The organism is Paenibacillus sp. FSL P4-0338, assembly GCF_038002365.1.
In the GTDB taxonomy this organism is placed as follows: domain Bacteria; phylum Bacillota; class Bacilli; order Paenibacillales; family Paenibacillaceae; genus Paenibacillus_AQ.
Window position 1 is genome coordinate 4,066,438 of sequence record NZ_JBBOCG010000001.1, and the last position, 22,679, is coordinate 4,089,116.

Sequence of the window (22,679 nt, forward strand, 5' to 3'; positions counted from 1 at the left end):
AAACGGGACCAAGCAGGCTGTCCGCTCCGTCCCGTTTGCTTATTTCAGCTTTTTTTGCTATATTCAGCCATTTTCAGGCTGTCTCAGAGCCAGTCCTGTGTAAGCAGCGTCCGCAGCAGCTCCGCCTGCTCCCTGCCGATCCGGGCCGTGATTTCGGCCTCAATATTCTGCTTGATCTCCAGCATACTCCGACAAGCCGCTGTTCCCTTCGCAGTGAGCACGATAGGCTTGTCCCGGCTGTTGCCTTCCTTAGCAGCAGTATCTACGTAACCTTCAGCCAGCAGATTGTTGATCGTCTTTTGCGTGCCCTGGCGGGAAATGCCGATCAGCCTGCTGATCTCCGAAATGGACAGAACGCCGTGCTGCTCCAGCATCGCCAGAATATGCGTCTCCGTCTTATTCAGCGGCTCGCCGCTCATCTGGTTCACCTTGTCGCGCAGCACCTTATGCTTCTCGCTGATCATATCGACCAGATTCAACCCGCTCATATATTCCTCCATTTACAAGACCTCCATGATAGAAATAAAGTTCCGTCAGCGCACGAGCCCACCTTAAGGTACCCGCTGAAATCCTGCACACAATACAACAATCCCCTCATACTATCGGGCTTATTCCATAATATGTTGTAAGAAAGGCATGATTCCTCCCTACATATGCAGCTTGTCAGCACAATTCTTGTATTTCATACAACAACCCTTCTGAATGGACTATTAGACATGAATCAAATTGTACTTTTTACAACAATGACCCATCACGGACGGGCAATCCATATCATACTTATTGTCAACTAGGTTGACAATAAGTCCTCGCACTGTTACTATAAGTGAAGTTTGACAAACTTACATTTAAGGGAGTTCGGAAACATGGGCAGCAACAAAAAAGAAGCTTTAATTTTCACCAGTATGATGTGTTTTTGCATGGTCATCTTTATGTCTTTTTACAATGTGATTATAGCGAACGGATTCAACAGCAGGCTGTTCACGGATGTGGCTGTGGGCTTACTCCCGGCACTTGCCGTTGCCCTGTTCTGCGATATTGTGGTGGTTAGCAGAATTGCCAAAGGACTGGCCTTCAAAATAGTGAAGCCTTCTGCGCCCCAGATCCGCAAAATACTGACGATCTCATGCTTCATGGTCTGCGGCATGGTCATCCTCATGTCTCTATACGGCACACTAGCACACTTCGGATTCGGGGACAACTTCTTCCGTCATTACTTCTCCATCCTGGGGCTTAATTTCATCTGTGCCCTGCCACTCCAGCTGCTGGTTGCCGGTCCGCTGACCCGCTTCCTGTTCAGCCGGATGTTTCCGGTCCGAACGGCAGCACCGGGCGTCTAAGGCTGGCTGAAACCACTAGGCCGCTTATCCGAATACGGGCATGGCCTCCAGCCAAGGACTGAGCGGTGTTCCCGCCACACCAAAAAGGGTGTTCAGCCAGCCATGATCTCATGGCTGTGCGGAACACCCTTGTCCGGGCTTCATCCTATTGACTATTTATTCCATGAAAGACAAGCGCCCATCCCGCAGCCGTACACTGCCGCCCTTAGCATAGAAGCTTAGTCCAGAGCAGATACCTCCGGGGAAGACCAGGCTGGTGATGGCGGTGAGGCCGTCATTGGCGAATACCTCCACCGAACAGGCATCCAGCAGGATACGCAGGTTCTTCAAGATGCCCATTTCCCCGGTGCTCTGGGGATCGGGGAATATGTCTGAGAAGCCGGTCTCGCCGGACTGATCTCTGCGCAGGGTTAGAGTGCCATCGACAACAGAGTAGACGAGTTCGGTATACTCGGTAGCGGTATGATGAATAATAAGACCGAATTCTTCCGCTTCATTATCCGCAAGCGCAATCCGCAGCTCCAAGGCGGAATCCTTGCACTTGATATCCTGGCGCTCGCCCGGTATCAGCAGCATCTCCGGCAATGTCCCAGACTCTGCCGCAAAGTAACGGTCTAGCTCCGCTACCGGCTGCTGGAGGATCAAGGTGCGGCCTTCTGCCTCATGCAACGTCAGTACCCGCGGAATCGTCATCGCTCCGCGCCAGCCCTGGCTTGGAACATGGTTGGCATAACGCCAGTTGCTCATCCAGCCGACGAAGATCCGCCGCCCGTCCGCCGCCGGAATGTCGGAGAAGCTGACCCCCGCGTAGTTATCCTTACCATAATCCAGCCAGCGGATGTCGCTGTGCTCCGGCGTGAACACGGAGCCGTCAAACTCACCGACGAAATATTGCGTCCGCGAGCCGTATCGCTGCCCGCTGTTATCACCGATGCTGACCAGCAGCACCCACTTGCTGTCTCCTGTCCCCTCCACCGGGAGCTGGAACAGATCCGGGCATTCCCATACGGCATCATGAGAGCCTGCGCCCTCGCCGAACTCACTCTCCAGGCTCCACTCCCGCAGATTCAGGGAGGAGTAGAACGTGATCGTCTGATCCGTCGCCAGCACCATCATCCATTTCCCGTGAACTTCAGACCAGAACACCTTCGGATCACGGAAATCCGCCTTGGAAGAATGGGTCAGCACCGGGTTGCCTGCATACTTAATCCAGGTCCGGCCATTGTCATGGCTGTAGGCCAGGCTTTGTCTCTGTACGGCAGGCGACGATGCCGTCGGCTCCAGATGACTGGTGTAGACTGCGACGATACCCGGCTTCTCCGGGAACAGTCCGCTCGTATTGTTCCAGTCTACGATGGCACTGCCGGAGAACGCATAGCCGTGATCGTCCGGATACAGTGCAATGTCCAGCTCCTCCCAGACAATCAGGTCTTTACTGACTGCATGGCCCCAGTGCATTGGCCCCCAGATGGAGGAATGCGGATGATACTGATAGAACAAATGATATTCCCCTTCGAAATAAACCAGTCCATTCGGATCATTCAGCCAATGCTGCGCCGGCGTAAAATGCAGCGCCGGCCTGTGTTTGGTTCTCCCGATAATCTCCACTCCATTACCACCTTTATCTGTTTATAGGTTATACGTTCTTCATGTGCCGCAGCTAGTGCAGCCTCAGCCTTTGTTCTTGAGATAACTGTCATATCCTCTTTGCTTGATCTCCAGCCATTTGTCCAGCCCGAGTCTGGACAGCTCTGCCTGATAATCCTTCCATTCCTCTTCCACTTTGCCGGTCTTGGTCCATTCCGCGCGCTTGCGGTTGACGTAAGCGAACAGGTCGGTCTCAATAGCGGTCAATTCCTTCTGATCCTCCAGAGAGTAGAAGACACGCGGGAAGTTATTGTCTGCCTTCATATAAGGCACCAGCTTCTCCTTCATGAGGTCCAGCCGCCAAGCAGCATCATCCGGCTTCGTGGTCACCTTACCGTAGTATTCATCCAGGATCGCCAGCGGTCCGCCGATGCTGGTCTTTTGGCGCAATTCAACCGGGGCCGCGCCTTCCAGCGGCAGATGCTTCAGCATTTTGGCCGATTCATCGTATTCAAAAATATTCTGCTGCGTCTCATCCCCATACGTTCCCCAGTTATCCTCAACCGACTGCTGCGGATCATAGAGTTGGTCAATCCACTTGGCGGTAAGCTCCAGATTCTTGTTGGAACCGGTAATAACCATCCGGCCGCGGTCAAATCCGAAGTTGTTCGTGCGGGCTACATTGACCTGTCCGTCCGGTCCGGCAAGCGGCTGCATCAGATCATATTTATCGTTGAAGCCGGTGATATTGGATTTATCCCATTGGAAGTAGAGGCCATAGCGTTCACTCTGCCCTTTGGCCAGATAGGTGTTGTAATCCTGTTCAAACGCCTCTTCATCGATTAGATCCAGCGCATACAGCTCGTTCAGATACTTAATGCCCTCTTTATATCCGTCCTGGCCCGCAGTGAAGACCACTTTGCCGTCATTGGTAACCACCGTGTGATCGCCGTTATCACCGAGACCGAACGAACCGAACAGGAAGTTCATATCCTCATTGCCGTTATTCAGCACAAAAGACAGCGGAATCTCATCCTTCTGGCCGTTCCCGTTCGGGTCATCATTCTTGAAGGCGACCAACACCTTCTTCAGCTCCTCCGTTGTGGTTGGCATAGCGAGTCCCAGCTTTTTCAGCCACTCCACATTGATCCACGGCATCCCGTTGACCGAATGAATGCTTTCCTTGCCGGACCCGAGCTCTTCTATCCACGGAAAAGCATAGATATGGCCGTCCTGCGCCGTCATCATTGATTTGTACTCCGGCGCGGCTGCCAGCACCTTTTGCAGATTCGGCATGTACTTCTCGATCAGCTCCTCCAGCGGAACAATCGTTCCATCCTTGCCCAGGGTCAGCAGATCGTAGTCCGAGTAGGCGGCATCAATGATCGCATCCGGCAGATCTCCGCTGGCTATCGCCAGATTTCTTTTCTCAATAAAAGCGTCGTTGGTGTAATTGGTGAAATCGATGTGGACCCCGGACTTCTCCTCCAGCCGCTTGTAGATCAGTTTCTCATTCGGATCGGCAGGCGCCAGTGCGGAGCTCTGAGACATGAAGTTTAGCGATACCTTCTCTTTAAGCGGCAGCGTCACGTTCTCCAGCTTGTAATCCTTAGAGGCCGAGGAATTACCGCCCCCGCCGCCGCAGCCCGCAAGTACGGAAGCCGAGAGTGCCAGCACAGACAGGGTTTGCAATGATTTTTTCATATGAGATTCCCCCTATTATTATTTAATGGAGCCGACCATGGCACCCTTCTCGAAGTACTTCTGGAAGAACGGGTACATCACGATCAGCGGCAGGCTGGAGATGACGATCGAAGAATACTTGATCATTTCAGACAGCTTCTTCAGCTCCGCCTGGGCCAGTGCATCGGCAATCATGCCGGGCTGCACCTGATTCTGAATCAGGATCGAACGCAGCACCAGCTGCAGCGGGAACAGCCGCGAATCGTCCAGATAAATCATGGCATCGAAGTAAGAGTTCCACTGCCCCACGAAGGCATACAAGGCGAGCACGAAGATAATGGGCTTCGACAACGGCAGTACGATCCGGAAAAAAATGCCCAGATCTGACGCCCCGTCGATACTCGCCGCCTGAAACAGCTCCTTGGGCAGACCCTGGAAATAGGTCTTCGCCAGAATAATATTGAACACGCTGATCGCCCCCGGCAGGATCACCGCCCACACCGTATTCAGCATCCCCAGATCCTTCACAACCAGATAGGTCGGAATCAGACCGCCGCCGAAGAACATCGTAATCAGGAAGAAGATCATCACCGGCCGCTTCCCGGCCAGCCCCTCCATGGACAGCGGATACGCCGCAAAGACGGAGAAGAATACCGTAGCCAGCGCGAAGGCGGCAGAGTAGAACAAGGCGTTGAAGAAGCCGCGGATCATCGCGTCGTTGCTGAGAATTTTGACGTAGCCAGTAATTGTCCAGTCCGACGGCGCAATAGCCAGCCCCTTGGTAATGAGCACATTCGGTGTTAAGAAGGAGGCCAGCACGACATACACCAGCGGAAACAGAATGACCAGGATGAACAAACCTAGCAATATATAAGTAACAACAAGCAGAATCCGGTCCTTCCCGGAATATTGAATATCCATACTTACCTCCTTTTAATACAGTCCTTCCCCTTCGTTCAGCCGCTTGACGACCGTATTGACGAAGACCAGCAGGATTACGTTAATGACGGAATTGAATAATCCGATAGCGGTGGAATAGGCATAATCGCCAGCCTGCAGACCCACCTTGTAGACATAGGTCGCAATAATCTCCGAGGTCGGGGTATTAAGCGCCGTCTGCATCAGGAAGGCCTTCTCATAGCCGATGGACATGATGCCGCCTGCGGCAAGGATGAACAGCACGGCCATCACCGGCCTCAGCGCGGGCAGATCGATATGGCGGATGCGCTTCAGCAGCGAGGCACCGTCAATCGTTGCCGCATCATGAAGCTGCGGATCTACACCCGCCAGCGTAGCTACATAGATAATCGAGGACCAGCCTGCCGTCTGCCAGATGCCTGACAGAATATACACGGTACGGAAGTAAGCAGGATCACTCATGAAGGACACCGGCTTACCTGTAAAAGTAGTAATGAGCGCATTCACCACACCTGTCGGTGACAGGAAGACAAACAACATCCCTGCCACAACCACCACCGAGATAAAGTTAGGCGCATACACAATCAGCTGGATGTTCTTCTTCAACTTCGCGCTGCGGATCAGGTTCAGCATAAGCGCCAGCACAATCGGCACCGGAAAACCCAGAATCAGCCCGTAGGCGCTTAATTTAAGCGTGTTCATAAGAATATCGTAGAAATTCGGCGAGGTGAGGAACCGCTCGAAATGTTCAAAGCCCACCCATGCGCTGCCCATGATGCCCTTGCGCGGGCTGAAATCCTTGAAGGCAATCATCGCGCCGTACATCGGAACGTATTTGAATATAACCGTGAGAATTACAGCTGGAGCCAAGAATAAATACAGGATATAATTCCGGCGTACATAGCTTAGCCACGACCTGTGCTTGATGAGCCTTGTTCTCCCGGGTTGAGCCATCGGATTTGCCAATCTTCTTCCCCCTTCTTATTTTTGCATTCGCCCCTAATGAATAGGTTTACATTTTTACATTTGACCATGTTTTGCATTTACAATTTATCAGAGAATCTGACAAGAAGTCAATGCATTTTGTGCAAAAAATAAATTATTTATTGCATTATACAGTGCAAATGTAACATATTCATATAAATTAGGCTCCGAACTGTTATTTCACACCCATGTATGTGAAACGAATTTGTGCATTTGTAAAATTCCGTTGTCAATCTTGCTGATATGCTATATATTAGGTAACAGAGACTACAAATATGGGGAAACAAAGGTGGAACACAGTGATGAAGAAAGCCAAGGTCACCATTCAAGACATTGCCGATGCCCTGGGAATCTCCAGAAACACGGCCTCCAAGGCATTGAACGGCGCAGAGAGCGTTCCTCCCGAGACCCGGGAGAAGGTACTCAGCAAAGCTGCCGAGCTTAAATATAAACAATTCTCTTATATGGAGACCGCAAGCAGCCCCTCCGAGCAGCAGGGCAATATCGCCCTCCTGACCAGTAACCTCCCCAACAGCTCCCACTTCGGCTCCCAGCTGCTCAGCGGACTGGAGAAGCGTATTAGCACAGAGGGCTACACCCTGTCCATTTATTTTGTCCGGGAGAACGATATTAACGCCATGACTCTGCCCGGTAATTTCGAGCCTTCTAATGTTGACGGGATTATCTGTATTGAAATGTTCAATAAGGAGTACAGCGGGCTGATTACCGATCTCGGTATCCCCACGATCTTCATTGACTGCGCGGCGGACATTGTCTACCCTGAGCTGAAGGCGGATCTGCTGCTCATGGAGAACGAACACAGCATGTATGCGATGACCCGTAAGCTGATGGACCTCGGTGTGCGGAGCTTCGGATTCGTCGGCGATTACAACCACTGCCGCAGCTTCCATGAACGGTGGACCGGCTTCAACCGAGCCCTCTCTGCAGCCGGAATCCCGCTGAATCCCGAATCCTGCATTGCCGGCCAGGACAAGGATTACCTGCTGGAGGCGAACTGGATGGACCAGCAGATGGAGGCGCTCGGCCAGTGGCCCTCCGCCTTCATCTGTGCGAATGACTTCATTGCCATCAGCGTGATGAAATCGCTTAAGAACAGAGGGGTCAAGGTACCGGAGCAGGTGGCGGTCTGCGGCTTCGATGACGCTTCGGAATCACGGGTCATCGAGCCTCATCTCTCGACCGTACATATCTACAGCAGCCATATGGGGATTGTCTCCGCAGAGATGCTGCTCTCCAGAATCAAGGACCCGGCCCGGCCTTATCAGGTCACGCATGTCGCCACTGACGTCCTATTCAGAGACTCTACTCCCGTACCGAACTAATTTCGCCAGGAGGTTACTATCGTGCAATCCAAGAATACAGTCCTTTGCGTGGGCGAGCTGCTCATCGATTTCTTCTGCACTGAGGCGGACGTCAGCCTGACCGAAGGCCGGCATTTCGCCAAGCAGGCCGGCGGGGCACCGGCGAACGTAAGTGCAGCCATCGCCCGGCTCGGCGGTCACTCCGCCTTCCTCGGCAAGGTCGGGGCTGATCCCTTCGGCCTCTTCCTGAAGCAGACGCTGGAGGAACAGAACGTGGATACCGCGATGCTGCTGCTTGATCCCGCAAGCCCGACCACACTGGCTTTCGTCTCGCGCTCAGCGAACGGGGAACGCGATTTCGTGTTCCACCGCGGGGCAGACCGGCTGCTCAGGCTGGAAGAGCTGGACCGGGCAGCCGTCCGTAAGGCGGCCATGCTTCATTTCGGCTCGGCGACAGCGCTGCTGGCTGATCCCTTCCGCGAGGTCTATATGACGCTCATGGACGAAGCGAAGACGAACGGACAGTTCATCTCCTTTGACCCCAACTACCGGGATGACCTGTGGACCGGACGTCAGGAGGAATTCATCGCGCTGTCCAGAGCAGGCATCGCCAAGGCCGATCTGGTGAAGGTCAGCGACGAGGAGCTTCAGCTGATTACGCGCGAAGCGGACCGTGATGCCGCCCTTGATATGCTGCATGAATGGGGAGCCGGAGCAGTAGCCGTTACTCTGGGCAAAGACGGCACCCTCATCTCCTCCCCGGACTCCCGGTTGCTGATTCCCAGCATCACCGTGAAGTCCATCGATTCCACCGGCGCCGGCGATGCATTCATTGGAGCCCTGCTCTGCCGGATCAGCCAGTTGGCGCATCCGGCAGACTTCACCCGCAGCGCGGAGCTGCAGCGGGACTTCGTCACCTTCGCCAACCATGTGGGGGCAATTGTCTGCACCAAGATCGGGGCGATTGCTGCGCTGCCGACACTGGACGAGGTCCAGAAGTATGCCGGGTAAGCTGCAGAGCGTGATATGTATAGGCATCAAGTCCTGATGCCTGAGTAGTACAAAAGGTGTTCCTTAGCCGTCTGATTGCAGACGGCCAGGGAACACCTTTTTGTATAGGGAACTTTATTGCTGCCAGGACCGATGCCGGAGAACCGCTGTGGAGCCGCTGCTGAACCAATCTTTACCTGCTGTTTTCATCACAGACACAGGAGCTTGGCACGTAATATGATAAGCACAATATCATACGACTGAAGGAGCAGCTTGTGCATGAAAATGAAACAAGAATTCGACCATCTCATGGCGTTTGCCAAGGATTTAATCAATGAGAATCTCGGCTTTTATTACGATATTAATTATGGTTACTTCCAGCCGGAGACCCACCCGATTGTGGACTTCATCCGGCTGATCGGCAGACGTATCCAGAGCCAGCTCATGCTGATGCCCGCGCTCTACGGGGAGGTCGATCAGATGGAGCGGATGTTCTCGGACAACCTCTTCTTTGATGAATGGGCCGAGGTTACGCTCGACGGACGGAGCTTCCACTTCCTGATGCGGCAGATCGACAATAGCAGCAGAATCATCAACCTGGCACGTGACCTCGTCTTCCCCTCCCCCTGGATTCCCCGCAAGCTGCGCGACAGTCTGATCCGCATCGGTGAAGGTACTCTGAACGGAAGCTGGCGGCAGGATAAGGATCATCAGGTTACCCTGTGGCTTCCAATGGGCATCTCCTTCGTTGAAGGCTCAGGACATCATTCCATCACAGCGGGGATCGCCAAGGGCGAAGGGGAGCTCTACCCTACCTCGGTGTATGACATCAGTCTCATCTACGATCACGTATATACCGACGGCAAGTACTACTACAGAACGCATGACCGTTCGATCATCTCCGAGGTTCATTTCGTGGAATGCGCCGCCATCTTTGAAATCGGCCGGATTATGGCGGAGCAGAAGATTATTTTCTGAGGCCGGATGTGATATTCACCGCTCCCTCCAGCTAACTTCCAGACGCTTCACGGCTTATTCAAGTAGTCTCCCTCGGCACCAGCTGGAACCCCAGCGGCTCCTGCTCCGCCTCTCCCCCCTTCAGCTTGCCGAGAATCAGATGCAGCGCATTCTGTGCCTGTGCGGCGATCGGATTATCAATCGAAGTGATCCCCAGCGTATGGGCCAGCTCCGTATTGTCGAAGCCGACCACCGCCAGCTCCTCCGGCACCTTCACCTTCAGTCTGCGGGCTTCGCTCAGCACCCCTGCCGCGACCATATCATTGGCGCAGAGAATGGCATTCGGAGGCCCGCCTGGAATCATCAGCAGCCTGCGGATCAACTCCTCGCCCTGCCGGATGGAGTGGATGCCCGTCTGCGACCATTCCGGGTTCACCTCCAGATGATAGTTGCGGGCAGCATCCCGGTACGCCTGTATCCGCCCGGAGGTATTCAAGCTGGCCGGCCGGCCCCAGGCATTAGCAATCCGCGTGTACCCCTTTTCAATCAGATGTTCAAGCCCGAGCGTATATCCGTCATATTGATTCATGGCCACACTCTGAATCTCAGGAAGCTCCATCCGCTGCCAGGAGACAATCGGCCCGTATTTGCAATAGGAGCCCAGGAGCGCCTGATCGTTAACGCAGGTACTGATGACCAGCGCATCGACTCTTTTACGCCGCATATCCTCGAAGGCTTGCAGCTCTTTGGCCGGATCGCCCCCGGAGGTATAGATAATCGTCTGATATCCGTGCCGGCTCGCAGTCTCCACGAAGCTGTTCAGAAAAGGCAGCATCACCTCGTTGATCCCCTCTGTCACCATCCCGATCTGCATGGTCTCCCCTCTGGACAAGGAGATGGCATTGCCGTTCGGCACATAGTCCAGCTCTTCCATGATCTTCAGGATGATCTCCCGCGTCGCCTGGCTCACATGGGGAGAACGATTCAGTACTCTCGATACCGTAGCTTTGGAGAATCCCGACAGTTTAGCGATTTGATCCAGATTCGACATGATGGCTCTCCTTACATATTTTTTCATCTTTATAATAATACTTGACATGTAACGCGTTACAACATTTAGCATGGAATTATAGGACCTATGAACAGCTTACCATATCTGAATCCATAACTAATAGAAGGCGGGATTATCGATGAATACACCATTTCCTGAAGGCTTCCTGTGGGGCGGCGCAGTCGCTGCGAACCAATTGGAAGGCGCATACAACGAGGACGGCAAAGGCCTGTCCACCCAGGACGTAGCTCCGCAAGGAATCAAGGGACCCATCACCGAGGTGCCTACCGAGGATAATATGAAGCTGGTCGGCATCGACTTTTACCACCGGTACAAAGAAGATATCAAGCTTTTTGCCGAAATGGGCTTCAAGGTCTTCCGCACCTCGATCGCCTGGTCCCGGATCTTCCCGAACGGCGACGAGCTGGAGCCTAATGAGCAAGGCCTGCAATTCTACGACGACCTGTTCGATGAATGTCACAAATACGGTATTGAGCCGCTGGTGACTCTCTCCCACTACGAAACTCCGCTGCACTTGTCCAAGCAGTATGACGGCTGGGTGAACCGGCAATTAGTCGGCTTCTATGAACGGTATGCCAGAACGGTATTCACCCGCTATAAGGATAAAGTAAAGTATTGGCTGACCTTCAACGAGATCAACTCCATCCTGCACGAGCCATTCATGAGCGGCGGGATCTATACACCGAAGGAGCAGCTGAGCAAGCAGGATCTGTATCAGGCCATCCATCACGAGCTGGTAGCAAGCGCCACTGCGGTCAAAATCGGACATGAGATCAACCCGCAGGCCAAGATCGGCTGTATGATTCTAAGCATGCCAACCTATCCGCTCACGCCTAACCCGGACGATGTCATTGCTGCGATGAAGTCAGAGCATATGAACTACTTCTTCGGGGATGTGCATGCGAGAGGCGTATACCCTGGATATATGAAACGTTACTTCAGAGAGAACGGCATTGAGATTCACATGGAGCCTGGAGATGCGGACATCCTCAAGCATACCGTTGACTTTATCTCGTTCAGCTACTATGTGAGCATCTGTGAGACTGGAGACCCCGGCAAACGCACCCAGGAAGGCAACCTGTTCAGCGGTGCAGCCAATCCATACCTGAAGGCCTCCGAATGGGGCTGGCAGATTGACCCGCAGGGTCTGCGCTATGTGCTCAATATGTTCTATGACCGTTACCAGAAGCCGCTATTTATTGTGGAGAATGGACTCGGGGCCAAGGATGAGCTGATTACCGGCGAAGACGGCGTGCCGACCGTTAATGACGACTACCGGATTGAGTACCTGAATGACCATCTGGTGCAGGTTGGCGAAGCCATCGAGGACGGCGTTGAACTCATGGGCTACACTTCATGGGGCTGCATTGACCTGGTCAGTGCGTCAACCGCGCAGCTCAGTAAGCGCTACGGCTTCATCTACGTAGACCGTCACGACGACAATACCGGAACCCTGGAGCGCTACCGTAAGAAATCCTTCCACTGGTACAAGGATGTTATCGCTACCAATGGACAGAGCCTGCGGCGCTCAGGCGAATAGAATAGCCCTACAATACAGGTTGTCCCGAAAAGTCTTAAAAAGGCTGATTGGGGCAGCCTTTTTAAATTGTAGTAATGGTAGCGACAGCGCCCCATTCCGCCGGTCTCTGCCTGCCCCTCCCCCGATAACTGAAGATATCAATTTCAGTTGAATACGCCATTAACAAAAAGCGGGAAGGAGCGGAGGGGAAGTTTGGAACTGTAGGAGCGGTAGTGTCCGCCTAAAAGCTTCCCGAAGGAAAGCTCGCATCGTAAGCATAGGCTTGTATACGGATTTCAACCGCAAACAGCGGCTTGAATCAAGAAATCTGTATACAACAGCGGCCGAAAGTCCAAATGTTCACCGTAGTCGACGAGTTTAAGCTTTGCGTTTCTGTCATTTCATCTCATATCCCATCTCATATTTATATCTTCACTTATCCCCCTTTACCATTTTGAAACTAATTCCCCGAAAGGTTAGGATATACTAGCCACAGATGAATCCTAAGGAGCGTAACTTGTAATGAACAAATATACCTTCGGCCTCAGCAGCCTCTTATTCTTAAGCCTGATCGCTTCCGGCTGTGGCACCATGAAGACGCCGAGCGATCTGCTGCAAGCCCCGTCACAGGGGAATAGCGACGGCAATCTTACCGGAATCGTCCGATCCTTTCTGCCGGCCAACGCGCATTTAACAGTACCGATCCACTCGGAATCCGGCAGCGCGATTCAATTACAGGATCTCGACAAGGACGGGCAGGAGGAACTCCTGGCCTTCTACAAGACAGACAAAACCGATTACGAGATCAACACCCTCCTCCTCTCACAGCAGAACGGCAAGTGGACCAAGCTGGCTAACCTTACCGGGGTGGGCAGCGAATTGAATGAAGTGTCCTTCACAGATGTTACCGGTGACGGAGCGGAGGAGCTGCTGCTCGGATACGGCGGCGGGGAGGGATTAAGCAAAGAGCTGGCAGTCTACAGCCTAAGCAGCGGCAAGCTGACCGAGCTGCTTAAGCAGCCATACGACCAGCTGGTCCTTGGCGACCTGACCGGGAGCGGGCATACGGACATTGCCTTGCTTCAGAGCACCTACACCACGGATAACATACGTGAGACCCATCTTCTATTACTCCGGCTCAAGGACGGTACGCTGCAGACCTTATCCGACCAGAAGCTGGACGGTAATGTGATCGAAGCCCAGTTCGGCAAGGCGTCCCCTACACAGGACGCAATCGTCATCGATGCCGCCATTGGCGCACATGCTTCCTATACTTCATTGCTAACTTGGGAAAAAGACAGATTTACTGATATACTGGCAACAGATGATTATCAGCGTACCGCGCTCGCTGCCAGCAAGGATCTGGTGCTGTCTCCGCCGGCTGTCTCTCCTGACCTGCTTGGCAGCAGCAGTATTGCAGTTAAGGACTACCCGCAGTCCAGCCTGGATGTGAACAATGACGGGATCTTGGAGTTCAGCTTCCTGGTACCGCCTGCCGGTACGGAGGGCATGGCTCCCTTGGCGACCCCATTCATCACCAAATATTATCAGTGGGACGGACAGTCCGTTCTGACCTTCGTGCAGGAGCAGTTCGACCGCTGGGGCTTCAACTTCCGTATTCCCAAGTCTTGGGCGGGCCAGACCCTGCTGGAAGTTCCGGGAGAATCACCGCAGCCCTGGGAGAAGCTCCAGTTCAGCTACAAGAATGCCGGATCTGCGGTGAAGGCTCCGCTGCTGGAGCTCCGCCTGCTGACGAAGAAGGCCTGGGCTGCCGCAGAGGTCCAGCTGAAGGCTGAGAATAGAAAGTATAAGCTGCTGTATGAGCAAGGGAACTCTAACAATGACACGGAGCCTACCCTGTTCGTTGCCGTAATGCCCGCAGCGGATGCCGCCGGCAAGCTGCAGGGGGCCGATCTGCAGAATTATAATCAGCTGAAGCTGACACTGGATGAAGTCGTTCAGCTGGCCGGCACACCCCAGAAGCCCCGGCAATAAGAAGGAGAGCTGTTCATGAAAGTGCTGATACTGGAAGATGAGAAGCCGATCCGTGATCTGCTGTGCATCAACCTTAAGCGGGCAGGCTTCGAGATCGCGGAGGCTTCTACCGGTGAAGAGGCGCTGAGCATTGCCCGGGAGCAGAGAGATTTCGACATCGCAATTCTCGACCTGATGCTGCCCGGACTCAGCGGGTTCGAGGTGTGTACCCTTCTGCGGACACAGTTCCCCCGGCTGGGAATCATTATGCTCACTGCCAAAAGCCAGGAAATCGACAAGGTCATGGGCCTGGAATCCGGCGCAGACGACTACGTGGTTAAGCCCTTCAGTCCAGTGGAGCTGGTCGCCCGGGTGCGCTCGCTTTACCGCCGGATGTATCCGGGAGAGGCGCTGCCGCAGGAGAACCTTATTGAGCTTCCGCCTTTTACTCTGATGCTGGATGAACGGAAATTATTGAAGGACGGGCAGGATATCCCGCTGACCCCAACCGAGTTTATGATCGTGAAGCTGCTGATGGAGCAGCCGAACAAGGCCATGAACCGGGACGATATTTTGACAAACGTATGGGGGCAGTACTTCATGGGTGATCTTAAAATTGTAGATGTGAATATCAGCCGAATCCGCCAGAAGATCGGACAGGAGTCCTCCGGGCCGCAGTTCCTCGAGACGGTATGGGGATTCGGATATATTTGGAGGGGCTAAGAGTGCTGAAGGGAATCAGGTCCAGACTTATCGTCTATATTACCCTTATGCTGCTCCTAATCGTGCTGCTGCTGGAGGGGGTGTTCATTGCCGCTGTCCACTATTATTATCTGGGCAGTGCAATGGAGACATTGAATACAAGGGCCACGACTTCAGCGACCTTTTTCAATAAGTATCTGGAGAGCTATAGCTTGAATGAGCGGGCGCGTTATATTCTGGAGAATATTTCCTCTGAAGAAAGCAGCAAGGTGGAAGTGCTGAGTCCGGCCGGGCAGGTGGTCATTAATTCCTTCGGCTTCTCCAGTACAGAGCAGGTGAATACCCCTGATGTGAGAGCAGCTCTGACCAGCGGCAAAGGAAGCTTTCAGAGCATCAAGCCGGTGAACGGGGAACGAATTATGGCAGTTTCTATTGCGCTGAAGGAGTCGGGGAGTACGATTGGCTTGCTGCGTTACTCGGTCTCGGCAGAGCCTTTATATAACGTTATTCTCAAAATTGCGCTGAATGCAGCCATCGTCGGGCTGCTCGTCATTGGATTCGGCTTCATCCTCAGCCTTATCATCGCCAAACGAATTGTAGGACCGATTCAGCAGCTGACCGGGGTCGCCAAGGAAATGGCCACCGGTAATTTTGCCGTCCGGGCAGAGAGGCGCTTTGACGATGAGGTCGGCACCCTTGCGGTAACACTGAATTATATGTCTGAAGAAATTCTGAAGAGCGAGAAGCTCAAATATGATTTCATCTCCTCTGTCACCCATGAGCTGCGGACCCCGCTGACCTCCATCAAAGGCTGGGGCGAGACGCTGCTGGTCGGTGATTTGTCGGACAGGCAGGAGACGCTCCAGGGTCTTGAGGTCATGACCGGGGAGACAGACCGGCTGATCGGCCTGGTGGAGGATCTGCTCGACTTCTCCAAGTTCCAGGCCGGAGAGATCCGCATTGTACGCCAGCCATATGATCTCAGAGGCCTGCTGGAGGATCTGCTGCTGCAGTTCAGATACCGGGGGCAGACGAAGCAGATCCGCCTCTACGCCGACCTTCCCGATCAGCCGCTGCCGGTGGACGGTGATTTTAACCGGTTGAAGCAGGTGTTTGTCAATTTGCTGGATAATGCGTTCAAGTTCACCCCTGCGGAGGGTGAGATCCGTCTTACCGCAGTGCTGGAAGGCGAGCGGATAACCGTCACCGTTGCTGACAACGGCGAGGGCATCGAGGCTGCGGATCTGGCGCAGCTTGGCACCAAATTCTTCAAAGGCCGCTCCCGTCAATCCGGCAGCGGCCTGGGCCTCGCAATCTGCAAAGAAATTATTGAGCTGCATGACGGGCAGCTGCGGATCGAGAGTGAATTCACCAAGGGAACCTCGGTAACTGTAGAGCTGCCGCGCTACGAGGTGGAGCAGCATTTTACACCACCAGTGTAGCTCTAGCTCTTTATTCCGCTGTGCTTCTATGACTCTATCCGGGCTTGTCCGTTCCCGTGCGCGATTTCTACTACTGGCTGAGTCTCAATAGAGACGTTCCCGGCCACAGCTCTGGAGATCATACAGGAGGCTTCAGCCTTATGTGCCAGCCGCTCTGCCAGCTTGAGCTGGGCCGGTGTCGCATCAGCCTGAAGCACAATGCTAGGCTTATGTACGATCTGCTCGTACGTGAACACATTATTCGTGACATCTACTGTTGCCTCAGACGCCAGGGTCAGCCCCTCTGGAACAATCTCCGAACGCTCCAGCATCGCAGCCAGGGTAATCAGGTAACAGGTCGCTGCTGCGCCCAGCAGCATCTCATCGGGATTCGTGCCTGTTCCCGGTCCGCCCATCTCCTGCGGAATCGATATAACCGTCCGCAGTCCGCCTGCATCAATATGCCCTTCGCTGTTCCGCCCTCCATTCCATACCGCCTTCAGGTGAAAAGGATGCTTCATCTCACTCCGTCCTTTCTTTTCTCCATAACAAATAAGTGCTATTGTCTTTGTGTCACTCCCGAAGCTAGATACGTCCGATCCGTCTGGTCTCCAGCCGCTGGTCTGCCTGTCTATACACATGGCAGGTCATCTCCGTCAGATTCACCAGTCCCAGCGACCTTTCTTCAAGTATCGGGTAGGTATTAGATCCCAGATCGCAGTTCATCCTGGCGCCGTCACCATAGATCCGTTCAACCGGCGTATGCCCATGAATCACCGGCCTGCCCCTCGTTAAGGCAAGCAGCGCTTCACGCGGCTGGCGGTAGAACTCATATTCTGTCATCCATAGAATCTCCCGGCTCTGCTCCTCCAGAGGCTGCCCTGTATACAGTCCGGCATGTGTATACACATATTCATCATCCTCGAAGTACAACGGCAAAGAATAGGCCCACTCCATCAGCTTCTGCCGTTGATCCGCATCGGGATAAGCCTGTTTCAGACCAGCCAACGTCTCGCGTCCGCCGTGACTCAGCCAGAGCTTGTCACCGCTGATTATATAGTCCCCCATCATTTCTTCATGATTGCCAATCAGTGCATGGACCTGGCCCGGATACCGCTCTGTAAGCTGCTTAAGGTAACCAAGTACTCCAGCCGAGTCCTTCCCCCGGTTGATCATATCTCCGCCGATGACCAGCTGGTCTTTTCCCCAGTCCAATCCAGACTGCCGGAGCAGCAGCTCCAGCCCCTTTTGATCCCCATGGATGTCCGTTATGAAGAATTTGCGCATGATCTCCCTCCTTCTACAGCATCCGGTCTACCTCTACTGCAATTTAATCTCCTCAAAAAGCCCCGTCTGCGGATCAGGCTGATCCAGGTATGCAGCCTTATTCGCTGAACCGCTTCCGCACAGATATTTAGCAAAGAGCGCCTCTACCTGATCCATAGTGACCGGCTTTGCGGAATCCTGCAGTTCATATCCGAGCTGGCCGTTAGGCTCAATCGTTGCCGTTTTGACATCGCTGAGCCTGGAGATGCCCTGTCCCCGCAGACTCATCTCCAGCTCATCGACAGTTAATCTCAGCTTTCTCAGATTCTTAGGCTGAAGCTGTCCCTCCGCAATAACAATAACCGCAGGCCCCTTAATCAGCCGCTCAACAACATTCCACCGTACCTGCAGCCATTCCACCACGATTAATACAGTAATGAAGACTGCTGCTGCCACCATCGTGATCAAGATACTGTGATTCGCTATCGGCTGCACAATAATGGTTCCTATTGAGATCATCGCGATCGTCGTTGGAATGGTCATTTGCGAGATAGATTTCCGTCCGGCAAGCCGAAGCACCAGCATTCCAACTACAATCAGAACCAGCGCCTTCCATATTTCACTCCAAATTTCATGCATAGCCAGGTCTCCTTTGATAGGGTTGATTCCAGCTATTTTTTGTCATTTAGGAGATTAATATTCATTGTAGGATTAGAGAAGAGGCGCCCGGCAGATCCCCGCTTGAATACCTAAGCTGTTGTAATGCTGTTTGATGTTAATTAGGGCCTGGCCGCTGAACACCCGGGAGACCCTCTCTTCGATCGGACCAGCCTCCACCTGTTCCTGCCGCAGCAGTCGCTCCACCGCGGCCTTGATCTCCATGGGATATATATTTCCGGCCACACTGGAGAGACCTTTGCAAGGACCTGAGGCGAAATTCTCCACAAGCTTCATATCCCCTGCGGCGAAAAGAATGAATTCCTCCGGGTACTCCACCCCCACATGCCGCTGCAGATCGCCTGTTTCCTTGTAGCCGACAATGTGCGGATAACGGCGGATTAACCAATTCAGCGATTCAGGAGCCAGATCGAATCCGGTCCGGCCGGGGTTATTATACAACGCCACCGGCTTAGCCGTATGACTAAGCAGCTCCTCCACATAAGCGATTGCTTGCTGCTGCGTAGGCCGGATGTATGGCGGAAAGCCAATCATAATGGCATCCATCACCGATGTCTCCAGCGCCTGAACCAGCGTTACCGCATCACGGGTTCTGATAGCAGAAGCCCCGAAGACCAGCTCTATCCCTTGGAAGCGCTGCTGATTGAAGTATTCAATGATCTCCAGTCTCTCTCCGATACTCATCGAATGCTGCTCACCCGTGCTTCCTGAGATAAGCAGCGATTCAATGCCGTTCTGCTTCTGGTAGGCGACAATGGCTTCGAACCCTTCCACATTCAGACCTTCATCACAGTGAAAAGGCGTAGGGATCGCTACATTTAATCTTTTCATATTACACTCCTTACTGTTAGTAGGCGTTACTTAAGAAGTTCTGGACAGATGCTTCTCTTCCATCGCATCCAGGAGTATGAACAGCAGGGTATTAGACGCTATTATTCGCTCCGCCTGATCTGTCATGTCGGACGGTGCTTGAATACACTCTCCGGGCTCCAGCTCTCCGGCACAGTTGGTAATGATTTTGCGGATGCTGGATTCATTAACCTCCAGATGGAACTGCAGGCCTACTACATAATCCTCATATTCAAAACACTGCTGGGCACAGCCCAGGCTGGAAGCAAGCCTTCTCGCTCCGGCAGGCAGACTGAAGGTGTCTCCATGCCAGTGAAACGGCACCCATTGCTCCGGGAATCCTTGGAAAAAGGCAGAGGTCTGCGCATCTCCGGTCAGCCTGACAGGGAACCAGCCAATTTCCTTCCACTTGTTAGGGTAGACCTCGCCGCCGATTTGTTCAGCAATAAGCTGGGCCCCCAGACAGATACCCAGCATCAGCTTGTGCGATTGGATCGCTTCTTTAATGAAAGCTTTCTCTGCCGTCATCCAAGAGTATAGTGCCTCATCATATACACCCATCGGGCCGCCCATCACCACGAGCATATCAAAATCCCGGATGGCAGGCAGAGCCTGACTCTCATACAGCCGTGTTGTGGTTAGCGCATGCCCCTTGACCTCAGCCCAACCTGCAATTTCCTCCGCCGCTTCGAACGGAACATGCTGCAAGCAATGAATTCTCATGCACTCCACCCGCTTTACATTTTTTTACGATCATCTTCTATCTCCAATGTAACAAAAAATCCTGATGAATCAAGAAATACTTGATCATCAGGACAAATTCAGTTCTATAGCAACATGACTTCCCGCTTATTTAGCCTTGCCGGCAGGCTCATAGATCAGACAACGCAGCTGCTTACCCGGATAGCGTAATTCCGCATTATATTTGCTGCCGTCTTCCAGTAACACATCCACGGCCACCATCCCGCGTTTATTGTTAACCTCAGTGCCCGTCAAATACGCCTTCACTATTTTTCTTTTTTCTCCCTGCTTGTCCTTTACAATCCGGGTAGCTTCCTTTATCCAGCTGTCATCCTTCTTCATGGCAGCCGCTGCCGCTGCATCGATAGGAGTTTTTTTCATCACAGAGTTAAAAGCTGTCGTATCTACCACCACCCCGGTGTCAGGATCGATCTGCACACTATATTGCCAGTACTCCTGACCTTGTCCAAGCAGAGTAAGCGACTTATAGGGTGCAAAGTGAACCGACCAAAATGAGGGTATGCCATAACCCGGTTCCACCAGCATAACATTTGTTTTCAGCTTGGAGACATCGGCATCGAATAGCTTACGTACACTTTCAGCCGCCCGTGCCAGTGCTTCATCCTTGCTGAATTTCTCCGGTACGGCAACGGCCGGAGGAGTTATATTATGTTTGGATGCCACAAGATTAAGCCGGTAGTACCAGTCAATCATTTGCAGCAGCTCTTCATCTGTCCAGGTGCGCTCCGGTTGATAATACGTATTGGTCTTTATATCGAAATACACTTCCCCCTGCCCCGCCTGTAGCGGCAATGGCTTCTGTGGCCGCACACCATCATAGACATACTGATCTTCCAGTACCAGGCGACGGTTGATTTCCACATCGGTCATTTCCCGGCCTGAAGTGTTCGGATCGCCAGGTAGCTCCATATAGTCGTAGATTTGCTGGATCTGCTCCTCTGTCATCTGCTTCAGCAGCAGATCATCATTCACGGTAGATACCGGCACGGGCGCCTCCACCTTCAGTACCGGAACAGCGCTTTCTGCCGGACTTTCCTTAGCATTGACCTCAGTTGCCGTACTGTACTTCGCAATGACTGCTGAGTTCGCCAGACTGGGGACAAGGAGTCCGCTGAATGCAAACATACCGCCTGAGCATAGGACAACAGCCATAGTAACAGACCACTTTTTCTTGTTCAATTGTATTACCTCCATCGGGATTCAGAATATGAACTCTTTCCATAGCTTAATCCCGGGATATTATAGAGTAGAGGAGCAGTTGTTATGGAGTTGTAAAATAGCTTCACACAGTGGAGCTTAAAAAAAGGCGGATGCGCGTTCCCTCACCGGGAGCAGATAGCAGCTCAATTCTGGCCTGATGCGCTTCAGCAATCTGGCGGCATAGAGAGAGACCCAGACCTGCATGGCCATAGGCCCGAGAACGTGAAGGATCTGCACGGTAGAACGGCTCAAATGCCCGCCTGCTCTGCTCTTCTGTCATTCCACTCCCGCTGTCCTGTACTTCAAGCACCCCTTCTCCGTCCTGCGGATAGGCCAGCACACGGATCGTCTGCCCTGGCCGGGACACCGGAATCGCATTCTCGATCAGATTCACCAGCAAAGCTGCCAGAAGATCAGCATCTCCCCATACGGCAGGAATGGAGCTATTCATCTCCAGCAGTAATCCGTTATCTATCACCCTCTGCTGCTCGGTCTGGGCCACAGTGTCGAATAGCGAAGCTACGTCTACCTTTGCCAACACCAGCGGCTGATGCCGCAGAACGGACAGATCCAGTAGTTTGAAAGCCAGATTCTTCAGCCTCACCGTCTCACTGAGAATATAGCGGCCCGCCTTGACCTGATCCTCCTGATCTATGTTAGCCGTGGTCAGCAGCTCCGCGAATCCCTGCATACTGGTCAGCGGTGTCCGCAGCTCATGAGCCAGATTATCGACCATCCGCTGCTTATCCTCAGCCATGCCTGCGAGATCGCTTATCCGCTGCTCTATCACAGCAGCCATCTTGTTAAAGTTTACGGCTAGCTCCCCGAATTCATCCCTGCTGTTCAGCTCCACACGGTTCGAATAATTGCCCTCGGCAATCGTTTTGGTCGTCTCGGACAACAGCTTCAGCGGCTTTGTCAGATGCCGGATCAGAAGGTAGAGCAGTACCATGAGGAGCGGACCGACAATCCAGTTAATCATCACGAAAAAACGGATAAGCTCCTCCTGCTGGGCGTACAGCCCGCTGATATCGCGCTTGTACGCCAGCTCCAGATGCTGATAAGGAGCAGGGAGCGGCATCGCTAACGTCATGATATGTTCTTCCTGCGCCGCATGCACCTCTTCCTGACCGGAACTCCCCCCGTTCTCAACGGGATAGAGCAGCAGTCCATTATCCCGCAGTTCCAGCTCTATTCCCTGCTTAAGATAGTGTTCTCCATAGGACTTGGCTACACTGACCAGCAGTGCCGGGGTAAGAGAGACGCCTCTTGCCCGAATGGAATCCAGATTCTCATAGATATTATTCGTAATTAGCAGCTGTTCGCTGGCCGCGCGTTTGCTCTCACTGGCCATGTTCAGCTGCCAGCTTTTTTTCATCACCATCACGACACTTACATCAAGTGCCCCTATAAATAGCACCAGCACAGCAAGGAGAATCTTATGCCAGAATCGCATGG

At 53.1% G+C, this 22,679-nt stretch carries 21 protein-coding genes; 8 read left to right on the plus strand and 13 right to left on the minus strand.

All coding sequences use genetic code 11. The features are described 5' to 3' along the window. Positions 1 to 83: 83 nt before the first annotated feature. Positions 84 to 500, minus strand: a complete 417-nt coding sequence (locus tag MKZ07_RS17870) for a MarR family winged helix-turn-helix transcriptional regulator (RefSeq protein ID WP_036701844.1) — start codon at positions 498 to 500, stop codon at positions 84 to 86. Positions 501 to 863: 363 nt separating this feature from the next. Here MKZ07_RS17870 and MKZ07_RS17875 point away from each other — a divergent pair, with 363 nt between their 5' ends. Then, the gene (locus MKZ07_RS17875) at positions 864 to 1,337 is read left to right on the plus strand and encodes a DUF2798 domain-containing protein (RefSeq protein WP_076161025.1); all 474 of its coding nucleotides are present in this window, start codon (positions 864 to 866) and stop codon (positions 1,335 to 1,337) included. Positions 1,338 to 1,493: 156 nt separating this feature from the next. On the opposite strand, the gene MKZ07_RS17880 is transcribed toward MKZ07_RS17875, so the two are convergent. From MKZ07_RS17880 to MKZ07_RS17895, 4 genes are all read right to left on the minus strand, one after another. Further along, positions 1,494 to 2,945, minus strand: a complete 1,452-nt coding sequence (locus MKZ07_RS17880; RefSeq protein WP_341026895.1) for a glycoside hydrolase family 32 protein — start codon at positions 2,943 to 2,945, stop codon at positions 1,494 to 1,496. A 63-nt stretch (positions 2,946 to 3,008) separates the two neighbouring features. Further along, the gene (locus MKZ07_RS17885) at positions 3,009 to 4,628 is read right to left on the minus strand and encodes an extracellular solute-binding protein (protein ID WP_341026898.1); all 1,620 of its coding nucleotides are present in this window, start codon (positions 4,626 to 4,628) and stop codon (positions 3,009 to 3,011) included. 18 nt (positions 4,629 to 4,646) lie between these two features. Then, positions 4,647 to 5,528 (minus strand): carbohydrate ABC transporter permease, encoded by an 882-nt coding sequence (locus tag MKZ07_RS17890; protein ID WP_341026900.1) that lies wholly within the window; start codon positions 5,526 to 5,528, stop codon positions 4,647 to 4,649. 12 nt (positions 5,529 to 5,540) lie between these two features. Further along, positions 5,541 to 6,479 carry an ABC transporter permease gene (locus MKZ07_RS17895; protein ID WP_036701890.1) on the minus strand — a complete coding sequence of 313 codons (939 nt, stop codon included), beginning with the start codon at positions 6,477 to 6,479 and terminating at the stop codon, positions 5,541 to 5,543. Between the two features lie 332 nt (positions 6,480 to 6,811). Here MKZ07_RS17895 and MKZ07_RS17900 point away from each other — a divergent pair, with 332 nt between their 5' ends. From MKZ07_RS17900 to MKZ07_RS17910, 3 genes are all read left to right on the plus strand, one after another. Then, complete coding sequence (locus MKZ07_RS17900) at positions 6,812 to 7,852, plus strand: LacI family DNA-binding transcriptional regulator (protein WP_036701850.1); 1,041 nt, start codon at positions 6,812 to 6,814, stop codon at positions 7,850 to 7,852. Between the two features lie 21 nt (positions 7,853 to 7,873). Next, on the plus strand, positions 7,874 to 8,842 hold the full coding sequence (locus MKZ07_RS17905) for a carbohydrate kinase family protein (protein ID WP_036701852.1): 969 nt from the start codon (positions 7,874 to 7,876) through the stop codon (positions 8,840 to 8,842). 258 nt (positions 8,843 to 9,100) lie between these two features. Beyond that, positions 9,101 to 9,799 (plus strand): DUF6710 family protein, encoded by a 699-nt coding sequence (locus MKZ07_RS17910; RefSeq protein WP_051494090.1) that lies wholly within the window; start codon positions 9,101 to 9,103, stop codon positions 9,797 to 9,799. 58 nt (positions 9,800 to 9,857) lie between these two features. On the opposite strand, the gene MKZ07_RS17915 is transcribed toward MKZ07_RS17910, so the two are convergent. Further along, positions 9,858 to 10,829, minus strand: a complete 972-nt coding sequence (locus MKZ07_RS17915; RefSeq protein WP_036701853.1) for a LacI family DNA-binding transcriptional regulator — start codon at positions 10,827 to 10,829, stop codon at positions 9,858 to 9,860. Positions 10,830 to 10,968: 139 nt separating this feature from the next. Between MKZ07_RS17915 and MKZ07_RS17920 the strand changes: the two genes are divergently transcribed. The 4 genes from MKZ07_RS17920 to MKZ07_RS17935 all read left to right on the plus strand — a co-directional run bounded on the left by MKZ07_RS17920 (position 10,969) and on the right by MKZ07_RS17935 (position 16,487). Beyond that, a complete protein-coding gene (locus MKZ07_RS17920) occupies positions 10,969 to 12,390 on the plus strand; it encodes a glycoside hydrolase family 1 protein (RefSeq protein ID WP_036701855.1) in 1,422 nt (473 codons plus the stop codon). 501 nt (positions 12,391 to 12,891) lie between these two features. Then, entirely contained in the window at positions 12,892 to 14,364 is a 1,473-nt protein-coding gene (locus tag MKZ07_RS17925; protein WP_036701857.1) for a hypothetical protein, read from the plus strand. 15 nt (positions 14,365 to 14,379) lie between these two features. Beyond that, complete coding sequence (locus MKZ07_RS17930) at positions 14,380 to 15,066, plus strand: response regulator transcription factor (protein WP_036701859.1); 687 nt, start codon at positions 14,380 to 14,382, stop codon at positions 15,064 to 15,066. 2 nt (positions 15,067 to 15,068) lie between these two features. Further along, the gene (locus MKZ07_RS17935; RefSeq protein WP_341026906.1) at positions 15,069 to 16,487 is read left to right on the plus strand and encodes a sensor histidine kinase; all 1,419 of its coding nucleotides are present in this window, start codon (positions 15,069 to 15,071) and stop codon (positions 16,485 to 16,487) included. A gap of 26 nt (positions 16,488 to 16,513) precedes the next feature. On the opposite strand, the gene MKZ07_RS17940 is transcribed toward MKZ07_RS17935, so the two are convergent. The 7 genes from MKZ07_RS17940 to MKZ07_RS17970 form a co-directional block, all read right to left on the minus strand. Continuing rightward, complete coding sequence (locus MKZ07_RS17940; RefSeq protein ID WP_036701860.1) at positions 16,514 to 16,987, minus strand: OsmC family protein; 474 nt, start codon at positions 16,985 to 16,987, stop codon at positions 16,514 to 16,516. Positions 16,988 to 17,051: 64 nt separating this feature from the next. After that, the gene (locus MKZ07_RS17945; RefSeq protein WP_036701862.1) at positions 17,052 to 17,753 is read right to left on the minus strand and encodes a metallophosphoesterase; all 702 of its coding nucleotides are present in this window, start codon (positions 17,751 to 17,753) and stop codon (positions 17,052 to 17,054) included. Positions 17,754 to 17,786: 33 nt separating this feature from the next. Further along, a complete protein-coding gene (locus MKZ07_RS17950) occupies positions 17,787 to 18,371 on the minus strand; it encodes a DUF421 domain-containing protein (protein WP_036701864.1) in 585 nt (194 codons plus the stop codon). A 72-nt stretch (positions 18,372 to 18,443) separates the two neighbouring features. Then, a complete protein-coding gene (locus tag MKZ07_RS17955; RefSeq protein WP_036701866.1) occupies positions 18,444 to 19,241 on the minus strand; it encodes a dihydrodipicolinate synthase family protein in 798 nt (265 codons plus the stop codon). Between the two features lie 30 nt (positions 19,242 to 19,271). After that, positions 19,272 to 19,982: a type 1 glutamine amidotransferase gene (locus MKZ07_RS17960; protein WP_036701867.1), complete on the minus strand. Its 711-nt coding sequence runs from the start codon at positions 19,980 to 19,982 to the stop codon at positions 19,272 to 19,274. A gap of 126 nt (positions 19,983 to 20,108) precedes the next feature. After that, entirely contained in the window at positions 20,109 to 21,200 is a 1,092-nt protein-coding gene (locus tag MKZ07_RS17965; RefSeq protein WP_051494091.1) for a hypothetical protein, read from the minus strand. A gap of 103 nt (positions 21,201 to 21,303) precedes the next feature. Then, positions 21,304 to 22,677 carry a sensor histidine kinase gene (locus tag MKZ07_RS17970; protein WP_341026914.1) on the minus strand — a complete coding sequence of 458 codons (1,374 nt, stop codon included), beginning with the start codon at positions 22,675 to 22,677 and terminating at the stop codon, positions 21,304 to 21,306. Positions 22,678 to 22,679 lie beyond the last annotated feature (2 nt).

Bases quoted from the DNA above. Each gene is read 5' to 3' on its own strand.
- MKZ07_RS17955 (WP_036701866.1), bottom strand. From the start codon at position 19,241: ATGAAAAGATTAAATGTAGCGATCCCTACGCCTTTTCACTGTGATGAA.
- MKZ07_RS17870 (WP_036701844.1), bottom strand. From the start codon at position 500: ATGGAGGAATATATGAGCGGGTTGAATCTGGTCGATATGATCAGCGAG.
- MKZ07_RS17900 (WP_036701850.1), top strand. From the start codon at position 6,812: ATGAAGAAAGCCAAGGTCACCATTCAAGACATTGCCGATGCCCTGGGA.
- MKZ07_RS17950 (WP_036701864.1), bottom strand. From the start codon at position 18,371: ATGCATGAAATTTGGAGTGAAATATGGAAGGCGCTGGTTCTGATTGTA.
- MKZ07_RS17875 (WP_076161025.1), top strand. From the start codon at position 864: ATGGGCAGCAACAAAAAAGAAGCTTTAATTTTCACCAGTATGATGTGT.
- MKZ07_RS17915 (WP_036701853.1), bottom strand. From the start codon at position 10,829: ATGTCGAATCTGGATCAAATCGCTAAACTGTCGGGATTCTCCAAAGCT.
- MKZ07_RS17945 (WP_036701862.1), bottom strand. From the start codon at position 17,753: ATGCGCAAATTCTTCATAACGGACATCCATGGGGATCAAAAGGGGCTG.
- MKZ07_RS17925 (WP_036701857.1), top strand. From the start codon at position 12,892: ATGAACAAATATACCTTCGGCCTCAGCAGCCTCTTATTCTTAAGCCTG.
- MKZ07_RS17890 (WP_341026900.1), bottom strand. From the start codon at position 5,528: ATGGATATTCAATATTCCGGGAAGGACCGGATTCTGCTTGTTGTTACT.
- MKZ07_RS17970 (WP_341026914.1), bottom strand. From the start codon at position 22,677: ATGCGATTCTGGCATAAGATTCTCCTTGCTGTGCTGGTGCTATTTATA.
- MKZ07_RS17895 (WP_036701890.1), bottom strand. From the start codon at position 6,479: ATGGCTCAACCCGGGAGAACAAGGCTCATCAAGCACAGGTCGTGGCTA.
- MKZ07_RS17920 (WP_036701855.1), top strand. From the start codon at position 10,969: ATGAATACACCATTTCCTGAAGGCTTCCTGTGGGGCGGCGCAGTCGCT.
- MKZ07_RS17910 (WP_051494090.1), top strand. From the start codon at position 9,101: ATGAAAATGAAACAAGAATTCGACCATCTCATGGCGTTTGCCAAGGAT.
- MKZ07_RS17960 (WP_036701867.1), bottom strand. From the start codon at position 19,982: ATGAGAATTCATTGCTTGCAGCATGTTCCGTTCGAAGCGGCGGAGGAA.
- MKZ07_RS17885 (WP_341026898.1), bottom strand. From the start codon at position 4,628: ATGAAAAAATCATTGCAAACCCTGTCTGTGCTGGCACTCTCGGCTTCC.
- MKZ07_RS17930 (WP_036701859.1), top strand. From the start codon at position 14,380: ATGAAAGTGCTGATACTGGAAGATGAGAAGCCGATCCGTGATCTGCTG.
- MKZ07_RS17940 (WP_036701860.1), bottom strand. From the start codon at position 16,987: ATGAAGCATCCTTTTCACCTGAAGGCGGTATGGAATGGAGGGCGGAAC.